Annotated in this window: 6 protein-coding genes; 4 read left to right on the top strand and 2 right to left on the bottom strand. The window is 52.5% G+C overall.

Annotated features, from left to right (window positions below; all coding sequences use genetic code 11):
* Window position 1: 1 nt before the first annotated feature.
* On the bottom strand, window positions 2-3265 hold the full coding sequence (gene carB / locus Q0R57_RS11495) for a carbamoyl-phosphate synthase (glutamine-hydrolyzing) large subunit (protein WP_294747663.1): 3264 nt from the start codon (window positions 3263-3265) through the stop codon (window positions 2-4).
* A gap of 30 nt (window positions 3266-3295) precedes the next feature.
* Window positions 3296-4906 carry a family 10 glycosylhydrolase gene (locus Q0R57_RS11500; RefSeq protein ID WP_294747665.1) on the bottom strand — a complete coding sequence of 537 codons (1611 nt, stop codon included), beginning with the start codon at window positions 4904-4906 and terminating at the stop codon, window positions 3296-3298.
* Between the two features lie 111 nt (window positions 4907-5017).
* On the opposite strand from Q0R57_RS11500, the gene Q0R57_RS11505 reads away from it, so the two are divergent.
* Genes Q0R57_RS11505 through Q0R57_RS11520 form a run of 4 tightly spaced genes read left to right on the top strand, consistent with a single transcriptional unit; the run spans window position 5018 to window position 9617 of the window.
* Window positions 5018-6484, top strand: a complete 1467-nt coding sequence (locus tag Q0R57_RS11505) for a carbon starvation CstA family protein (protein ID WP_294747668.1) — start codon at window positions 5018-5020, stop codon at window positions 6482-6484.
* Window positions 6485-6491: 7 nt separating this feature from the next.
* Window positions 6492-6992, top strand: coding sequence for an outer membrane beta-barrel protein (locus Q0R57_RS11510; protein ID WP_294747698.1), 501 nt, complete (start codon window positions 6492-6494; stop codon window positions 6990-6992).
* A gap of 30 nt (window positions 6993-7022) precedes the next feature.
* Window positions 7023-7898, top strand: a complete 876-nt coding sequence (gene nadC, locus Q0R57_RS11515; RefSeq protein ID WP_294747701.1) for a carboxylating nicotinate-nucleotide diphosphorylase — start codon at window positions 7023-7025, stop codon at window positions 7896-7898.
* A gap of 30 nt (window positions 7899-7928) precedes the next feature.
* On the top strand, window positions 7929-9617 hold the full coding sequence (locus Q0R57_RS11520; RefSeq protein WP_294747705.1) for a C69 family dipeptidase: 1689 nt from the start codon (window positions 7929-7931) through the stop codon (window positions 9615-9617).
* Window positions 9618-9768 lie beyond the last annotated feature (151 nt).

The raw sequence follows: 9768 nt of genomic DNA on the forward strand, positions 1-9768 counted from the left end.
ATTACTTGTTGTACTCCTGCCAGCTCTTAATCTTGACGTCGTCGAGACTCATGGCGGTAAAGGCCTCGATGAAGGCTTTTGCCAGACGGACATTAGTCATCAGCGGAATGTTGTGATCGATGGCACCACGACGAATCCTATAACCATTGGTCAACTCACGCGAAGTGTGGTTCTTCGGCACGTTGATGACCAGACCCACTTTATGCTGCGAGATGAGATCCATCACGTTGTTGTCACCAGCCTCGTCAGGCCAAGCTACAGTTATTGCCTTCACACCATTGTCGTTGAAGAACTTAGCAGTACCAGCAGTAGCGTAGATGGTGTAGCCCTTCTTGGCCAACTGCTGCGCAGGTTCGAGGAGCGAAACCTTACCCTTAGCACCACCTGATGAGATGAGCACGGCATCCTTGGGAATGCTATAGCCTGTGGCGATAAGCGAGTTGAGCAGGGCCTCGTTGAGGTCGTCACCCAGACAGCCCACTTCACCAGTAGAACTCATGTCGACACCCAGCACGGGGTCAGCATTCTGCAAACGAGCAAACGAGAACTGTGAGGCCTTGACGCCAATGCGGTCGATGTCAAACTCGCTCTTGTCAGGACGCTGATAAGGTGCGTCGAGCATAATCTTTGTTGCAGTCTCGATGAAGTTGCGCTTCAGAATCTTCGATACGAAGGGGAACGAACGACTGGCACGCAGGTTACACTCTATGACTTTCACCTCACGGTTCTTTGCCAGGAACTGGATGTTGAACGGACCGCTGATGTTCAGCTCAGCCGCAATCTTATAGGCAATCTTCTTTATCTGACGGATGGTAGAGAAATAGATGTGCTGTGCAGGGAACACCATTGTGGCGTCGCCAGAGTGCACACCAGCATATTCCACATGCTCAGAGATGGCATATTCTACCACTTCGCCCTTGTCGGCCACAGCATCAAACTCAATCTCCTTGGTCTCTGTCATGAACTTCGAGATAACCACAGGGAACTCCTTTGACACCTCAGTAGCCATATTCAGGAAGCGATGCAGCTCTTCATCGTCGTAGCACACGTTCATGGCAGCTCCCGAGAGCACATACGAAGGACGAACAAGTACAGGATATCCCACCTTGTCAACAAACTCCTTCACATCATTGAACGAGGTCAGCGCGCGCCATGCAGGCTGGTCAATTCCCAACTTGTCGAGCATAGCCGAGAACTTGTCACGGTTCTCAGCGCGGTCGATATTCACAGGAGACGTACCCAGCACAGGCACACCCTGACGATAGAGCTTCATGGCGAGGTTGTTAGGAATCTGACCACCCACGCTGACGATGACGCCACGCGGCTGCTCCAAATCCATCACGTCGAGCACACGCTCCAGCGACAGCTCGTCGAAATACAGACGGTCGCACATGTCGTAGTCAGTCGATACGGTCTCAGGGTTATAATTAATCATGATGGACTTATAACCCAACTTGCGGGCTGTATTGATGGCGTTCACCGAACACCAGTCGAACTCCACCGAAGAACCAATACGATAGGCACCAGAACCCAGCACGACAACAGATTTCTCGTTGTTGAAGTAGTTGATATCGTGAGCCACAGCATATTTCTCACCCTCAGCATTTCCAAAGGCAGGCACATGGGTATAGGTGAAGTACAGGTAATTGGTAAGCTCAGGATGCTCAGAGGCTACCGTGGGTATGCGCTTCACAGAAGGTACGATACCCTTTGACTTACGATAGCGGCGCACCTCTAGGTTCTCCTTCTCCATGTTGGTCGACTTGGTCTTGAGCACGAAGCGTGCAATCTGGAAGTCAGAGAAGCCGCAGCGCTTCACTTCGAGCAGCAGCTCGTCAGAGAGTTCCTCCAGCTTGTTATATTTCATCAACTCGTGCTTCAGGTCCACGATGTGCTTCAGACGCTCCAGGAACCAGACGTCAATCTTTGTCAGTTCCTCAATACGTTCGATGGTGTAACCCTCTTCCAGCGCCTGTGCTATAGCAAAGATACGCAGGTCGGTGGGATTGGCCAGCTCATCGTCGAGGTTCTCGAACTTCGTATGGTCGTTGCCCACGAAGCCGTGCATACCCTGACCAATCATACGCAGACCCTTCTGCATCATCTCCTCGAACGAACGTCCAATAGACATGATTTCACCCACCGACTTCATCGATGAGCCAATCTGACGGCTGACGCCAGCAAACTTGGTGAGATCCCAACGAGGAATCTTACAAATCATATAGTCGAGGCTCGGAGCGACATAAGCCGATGAGGTTGTTCCCATCTCGCCTATCTGGTCGAGCGTGTAACCCAAAGCAATCTTAGCAGCCACGAATGCAAGAGGATAACCCGTTGCTTTTGAGGCCAATGCAGATGAACGGCTCAATCGAGCATTTATCTCAATGATACGGTAGTCGTTGGTCTGGGCGTTGAAGGCAAACTGGATGTTGCACTCGCCCACGATGTTCAGATGACGCACACACTTGATTGTGATTTCCTGAAGCATCTTCACCTGCTCTTCGGTGAGCGAACAGGTAGGAGCCACCACAATCGACTCACCCGTATGGATACCCAGGGGGTCGAAGTTCTCCATCGAGGCTACGGTGAAGCAGCGGTCGTTGGCATCGCGGATGCACTCGAACTCAATCTCCTTCCAGCCCTTGAGGCTCTCTTCCACCAGAATCTGAGGTGCAAAGGTGAAGGCCGACTCAGCCAGCTCAATAAAGGCCTTCTCGTCAGGACAGATACCAGAACCCAGTCCGCCCAGTGCATAGGCCGAACGAATCATGATTGGGAAACCAATCTCGTGGGCAGCCTTCAGGGCGTCGTCCATGTTCTCTACGGCGTGGCTCACAGGTGTCTTCAGACTAATCTCGTCGAGCTTCTTTACGAAGCGGTCACGATCCTCAGTATCCATGATAGCCTCGACGCTGGTACCCAACACTTCTACTCCATACTCCTTCAGCGTACCGTTCAGATAGAGTTCAGTACCGCAGTTCAGGGCTGTCTGTCCGCCAAAGGCCAGTAGTATGCCGTCAGGACGCTCCTTCTTGATAATCTCTGTGACGAAATGCGCATTAACCGGTTGGAAATACACTTGGTCGGCAATACCTTCCGAAGTCTGGATGGTGGCGATGTTAGGGTTCACCAACACGCTCTTGATGCCCTCTTCGCGCAGGGCCTTTAGGGCTTGCGAGCCAGAGTAGTCGAACTCGCCAGCCTGTCCGATTTTCAGTGCGCCCGAACCGAGTACGAGCACCTTCTTAAGATTCTTTTTGTTCATTGTTTATTGGGTTAAATTAGAAAAATATTTTCATCGTTTGATACTGAAGAAACCTATGCGGTGGTTTCGGCCTTTCTTGCCAAGCGACCGCAGCTGATAGAGCCCGTCAGGCAGTCCCTTTACGTCGAGCACGGCGCCATAAGGACGCAGGGCCACCTGCTGTCCGCCCAGCGTCTCTACAACGATATACTCCGCATCGAGCGTCTTTCCCTTTTGTGGCAGGGCTATGGGGCGTCCGTCCGTCTTGCTGATGGTAGGTGCCGCATACTGTCTACCAGCATTCAGCAGCAGCTGTGCGGGTGTGCTCTCCTGTCCGTAGCGGTTCATCGCCGTCACGGCATAGTTCTTCCCGTTGACAGGCACCATCAGACTGGTCTTTGTCAGTCGTGTGGCCATCAGATTCTCAGCCTTGTTGATGTCCACAGGGAAATCCTCGCTGGCATAGATATTATAAAAGAGGTTGGGTGCATCGCTCGAGTCGGTAGCAGCCTGCCACGACAGCGTGTTGCCGTCGAGTGTCAGGGTAGGGGGCTCCGATGGGGCATGCTGTCCTGCCCACGTCATAGGCGGCACCAGTGCTGGTGTGGCATCGAAGCGACAGCCGAAGTCGTAGATGCCCTTGATATTGTCTGTGAAGAACTTCGAACGGAAATAGCAATGTCCCAGTCCCAGTTCACGACTGACGTTCATCTGTCGCACCACCATGTCGAGTGTCCATTTACCCTCGCGTGGGTCGAGGAAGTAGATGCCTAAGCCAGGCACCACGATGCGTCCGTTGCTCTGCTCCTTCCAGTCTATGGCAAAGGGGTAGAAGTTGTTGCCCTGGAAATACATCATGGGGAACAGGGCGTCCATGAGTCCCTCTTTCAACCACGCCTGAGCATCCTGACAAACGGCGGTGCGGGCGTTCCAGCCACCAGCCTTATAGCGGCGCAAGTCGTCATACTTGCCTATTGGCGAACACGACAGCTTGACCCACGGCTTTTGGCTCTTGACAACGCGATAGATCTTTCGTACAATGTCCGTGATATACTCGCGACCCTTGCTGCGTGTCACCTTGATTTTCCAGGTCTCAGGATAGCGGATATAGTCCAGGTGTATGCCGTCCACATCATATCTCGTCACAATCTCCTTGCATATCGAGGCGATGTAGTCACCCGTCTGACTCTGCTCAGGGTCCATATAGCCATCCTCGCCAATACGCTTGATGAGTTTGGGGTATTTCTGTCGCAACTGCTTACATCCCAACTTGTTCCATTTTCCCACAGGGATGGTTACCACCCATGCGTGACACTCCATGCCGCGTTTATGACACTCGTCGATGCACAGTTGCAAAGGGTCGTACGACGCTTTCTTGCCTGGCGTACCCGTGATGCATCCGTCCCAGGGCTCTATATCAGAGGGATAGATGGTCGTTCCTCTCACACGTGTTTGAATTAGTATGGTGTTGATGCCAGCACGCTTCAGTTGGTCCAGAATGTTGGTGAGTTCGTTTTCCTGAGCCTCCGCATTGTAGGAGTGCGGCCAGTCAATGCCGCCAATCGTGGTCAGCCACACGGCTCTGACCTCGTGCTTAGGCGACTGTCCTGCTGCAGTTATATACGTCAGAAATAACAGTAGAAAACAGAGATATTTCTTCATCGATGAATGATTTGCGTGCAAAGGTACAAAAAAAATCTCAATTCTTAATTCTTAATTCTCAATTTATTTGTATCTTTGCATCGTGAATTCATTTTTAAGCATCAATAGTAAATGATTACGTTTGTGTTGAGCCTCGTGGCTCTTGTGTTGGGCTATATGCTTTATGGCCGTTTTGTTGAGAGAGTTTTTGGTCCTGACAACAGACCCACTCCGGCCGTTGCCAAAGCCGATGGAGTGGACTTCATCGTGCTGCCATCGTGGAAGATCTTCATGATTCAGTTCCTGAACATCGCAGGAACGGGTCCAATCTTTGGTGCCATTATGGGTGCCAAGTTCGGCCCTGCCGCTTATCTGTGGATTGTGCTGGGCTGTATCTTTGCCGGAGCCACCCATGACTATCTGAGCGGCATGCTTTCTATCCGCAATGGTGGTGCCAACCTGCCCGATATCATCGGAAAGTATCTTGGCAATGTCACGAAGCAGGTGATGCTTGTCTTCTCAGTATTCCTGCTGATTATGGTGGGTGCCGTGTTTGTGTTCAGCCCTGCAAAGATTCTGGGCGACATGTGGGAACCTGCCTATTTCACCGAGACCTTCGGCCCCTATATCTTCTGGATTGCCATCGTGTTCATCTATTACCTCATAGCCACGATGATGCCTATCGACAAGATCATTGGCCGCATTTATCCGCTCTTTGCCTTTTCGCTGTTGTTCATGGCTGGTGCCCTCATGGTGATGCTGTTTGTGAAACATCCCGATATTCCTGAGTTGTGGGAGGGCGTGTCTGGCGACCTGCTCACCACACAGAACATCTTCCCTTGTCTGTTTATCACCATCGCCTGTGGTGCCATTAGTGGTTTCCACGCCACTCAGACGCCTCTGATGGCCCGTTGCGTGAAGCACGAGAAGATGGGTCGCCCCATGTTCTATGGTGCTATGATTACCGAAGGAATCGTGGCTTTGATATGGGCCACGGTAGCCATGTATTTCTTCTACGACGAACCTCAGCCAGGCTATCAGCTGATGGGATTAGGCTCTGACGCCACGAAGGATGCGCCTACCATCGTGAATCTTATTTGCAACGACTGGTTAGGTGTGGCTGGTGGTATCCTGGCTTTGCTGGGTGTTGTTGCCGCCCCCATCACCAGCGGCGATACGGCATTGCGCTCTTGCCGACTGATCATTGCCGACTTCCTGAAGCTGGAGCAGCGCAGCATGCGCAATCGTCTCTATGTCTGCGTTCCCCTGTTCGTGTTCACCATGGGTCTGCTGATATGGCAGATGGCCGATAAGGAGGGCTTTAACATGCTGTGGAGCTGGTTTGGCTGGAGCAACCAGGCATTGTCTGTCTTCACCCTCTGGGCCATCACCGTCTATCTGGTTCGTCAGAAGCGCAATTACTTCATCACCCTCATACCTGCTCTATTCATGACGGTAGTCTGCACCACGTTCTTCTTTTCCCAGAAGGTGTTCACGCTGCCTGTCCTGTGGACTTGGGTTATTGCCGGTGCCGCCCTCGTCGTGGCATTGGCATGGTTCCTTGTATGGTATTTAAAATTCAATAAATCTCAAAAATAATATGATTATGAAAAAGATTCTGTTAACAACGCTCTGCGCGCTGATGTTCTCAGTCGCCAGTCAGGCTCAGTCACAAGACCGTCTGCCCTTTGCTAAGGACAAGTTCTACACCTCTGCCAGTCTCTCAGGCTTCGACCTCAACTGGAACAAAAGCCAGAGTTGGCATGCCGATGTGGCAGCCAAGTGCGGTTATCTGTTCGAAGACGACTGGATGATTACTGCCAACGTGGATTACGACTGGCATAAGCAGGGCGATAATGTCCTGATGGCTGGTGCTGGTATTCGTTATTACATCGAGCAGAACGGCCTGTTCCTGGGTGCTGGTGCCAACTACCTGCACAACCCCCAATTTGACGATTTCATGCCTACCGTTCAGCTGGGCTATGCCTACTTCCTGAACCGTACCGTCACCATCGAGCCCGAGCTCTACTACAACCTCAGTCTGAAGGACCACACGCAGTATAGTGGCTTCGGCTTCCGCATTGGTATTGGCATCTACTTTGAGTAATTGAGAATTGAGAATTCAGAATTGAGAATTATGCTGACAGTTGAGGAATTAAACGATAAGCTCATCGACCTTGCCTTTGCCGAGGATATCGGCGATGGCGATCATACCACGTTATGCTGCATCCCTGCCGATGCCGTAGGCGAGTCAAAGCTGCTCATCAAGGAAGAGGGTATCTTCGCTGGTGTCGAGATAGCCAAGGAAGTGTTCCATCGTTTCGACCCCGAGATGCAGGTAGAGGTATATGTGGAGGATGGCGCCCACGTCATGCCTGGCGATATCGTCATGAGTGTGAAGGGTAGGGAGCAGAGCCTCTTGCAGACCGAGCGTCTCATGCTCAATATCCTGCAGCGCATGAGTGGTATTGCCACGATGACGCATAAGTACCAGCAGGCCCTTATCGACGCGGGCACCAAGACCCGTGTGCTCGATACCCGCAAGACCACTCCTGGCATGCGCATGCTCGAGAAAGAAGCCGTGAAGATTGGCGGTGGCATGAACCATCGCATCGGACTCTTCGACATGATCCTGCTCAAGGACAATCATATCGACTTTTGCGGCGGCGTGCACAACGCCATCTCTCGTGCCAAGGCATATTGCAAGGAGAAAGGCAAGGACTTGAAGATTGAGTGCGAGGTTCGCGACTTCAAAGAGCTCGACGAGGCGCTGGCCGAGGGTTGCGACCGTATCATGTTCGACAACTTCACCCCCGAGGAAACGGCCCGTGCCGTAAAGATTGTCAATGGTCGTGCCGAGACCGAGTCGAGTGGTGGCATCACCTTCGACACCATGATACCTTATGCCAAGGCAGGTGTCGACTTCATCTCTTTCGGTGCCCTCACGCATTCTGTCAAAGGTCTCGACATGAGCTTTAAGGCAGCTGGCAGCGATAAGTTGAAAATCAAATAGTTACACTATCATAATTCGTGGTTTAATACAATGAAGAAAATCATTATATCTGTATTAGTGGCAGTCCTGTCGCCTCTCACCCTTCACCTGTCTCCGGCCTCTGCCTGCACCAACTATATCGTGGGAAAGAAGGCGTCGGCCGACGGCTCCGTCATCTGTTCCTATAGTGCCGACAGCTACGGCATGTTCCAGGGTTTGGTACATTATCCTGCTGCCAAGCATCCCAAGGGCACCATGCGTCAGGTCTACGACTGGGACACTAATAAATATGGTGGCGAGATCCTCGAGGCCGAAGAGACCTATAACGTCATTGGCAACATCAACGAGTGGCAGGTCACCATTGGCGAGACTACCTTTGGCGGACGCGAGGAGATGGTCGACACCACTGGCATCATCGACTACGGCTCACTCATCTATATCGCCCTGCAGCGTTCCAAGACAGCTCGCGAGGCTATTGCCGTAATGACGTCGCTGGTCGAGCAGTACGGCTATAACTCCGAGGGCGAGACCTTTACTATCTGCGACCCCAACGAGGCGTGGATCATGGAGATGATGGGTGCCTGGGTGCCCGACTCCGTTAAGGCTGGCCTGAAGTCTTCCGTCAAGAAGCAGCTGGGCCGTACCGTATGGGTGGCCCTGCGCATCCCCGACGATATGATCTGCGGTCATGCCAACCAGAGCCGCATCACCACCTTTAATATGAAGGACAAGTCTGGCGACGTGCTCTTCTCTAAGAATGTGGTGTCCTACGCCCGCCTCATGGGATGGTTCTCTGGCAAGGACGAGGACTTCTCGTACAATGCCGCCTATGCCGCTCCCGACTTCTCTGGCCGTCGCATCTGTGATGCCCGTGTGTGGCAGTTCTTCAATCGCTATGCCGACGGTATGGACCGCTACATCCCCTGGGCTGAGGGCCGCGATGCCAATGCCGAGGTGATGCCCTTGTGGGTCAAGCCCAACAAGAAGCTCACCGTACAGGATGTAGAGACAGCCATGCGCGACCACTTCGAGGATACCCCCTTCTCGCTCGACCAGGACAATGGTGGCGGCATCTGGGAGATGCCCTATCGTCCCACACCTCTTTATTTTAAGGTCGATGGCAAGGAATACTTCAACGAGCGTCCCGTCTCTACCCAGCAGGCAGGCTTCGTCTATGTGTCGCAGATGCGCTCGTGGCTGCCGCGCCAGGTGGGAGGCTGCTTCTGGTTTGCTAACGACGATGGCAACATGGTGCCCTTCACCCCCGTCTATTGCTGCGCCACCGAGTCGCCCCGTCCTTACAACACCCCTGGTGCCGACGATGTCACCTTCTCTATGGACAACGCCTTCTGGGTGCAGAACTGGGTCAGCAATATGGTCTATCCCCGTTACTCCATGCTGTTCCCCAGCCTGAAGCAGGTACGCGACTCTCTCGACAACTCCTACTTCCGTGCACAGAAAGAGGTGGAGGACCGTGCCCTTCTGCTCGACGAGGCTGCGCGAGTGAAGTTCCTTACCGACTATACTGCTGAGAAGGCCGACCAGATGCTGGCCCGCTGGCGTCAGCTCGCCACCTATCTCATCGTGAAGTACAACGATATGGCAGTCAAGCCCGACGAAAACGGACGTTTCCTCCGCTCAAAATACGGACTCGGAGCCACCGTCAAACGTCCTGGCTATTCCGATAAATTCGCACGCGAACTCATCAAACAGACTGGTTCTAAGTTCGAAAAACAATAGAAAACCAGCAAAAACGCACTTTTTTCGAAAAAACTTGCTGAAAAGTTTGGTGGATTCGAAAAAAGTGCGTACCTTTGCACCCGCAAACAAGGAACGATGGTTCCGTAGCTCAACTGAATAGAGCATCTGACTACGGATCAGAAGGTTGTGG

This window comes from uncultured Prevotella sp., assembly GCF_946407605.1.
Classification (GTDB): domain Bacteria; phylum Bacteroidota; class Bacteroidia; order Bacteroidales; family Bacteroidaceae; genus Prevotella.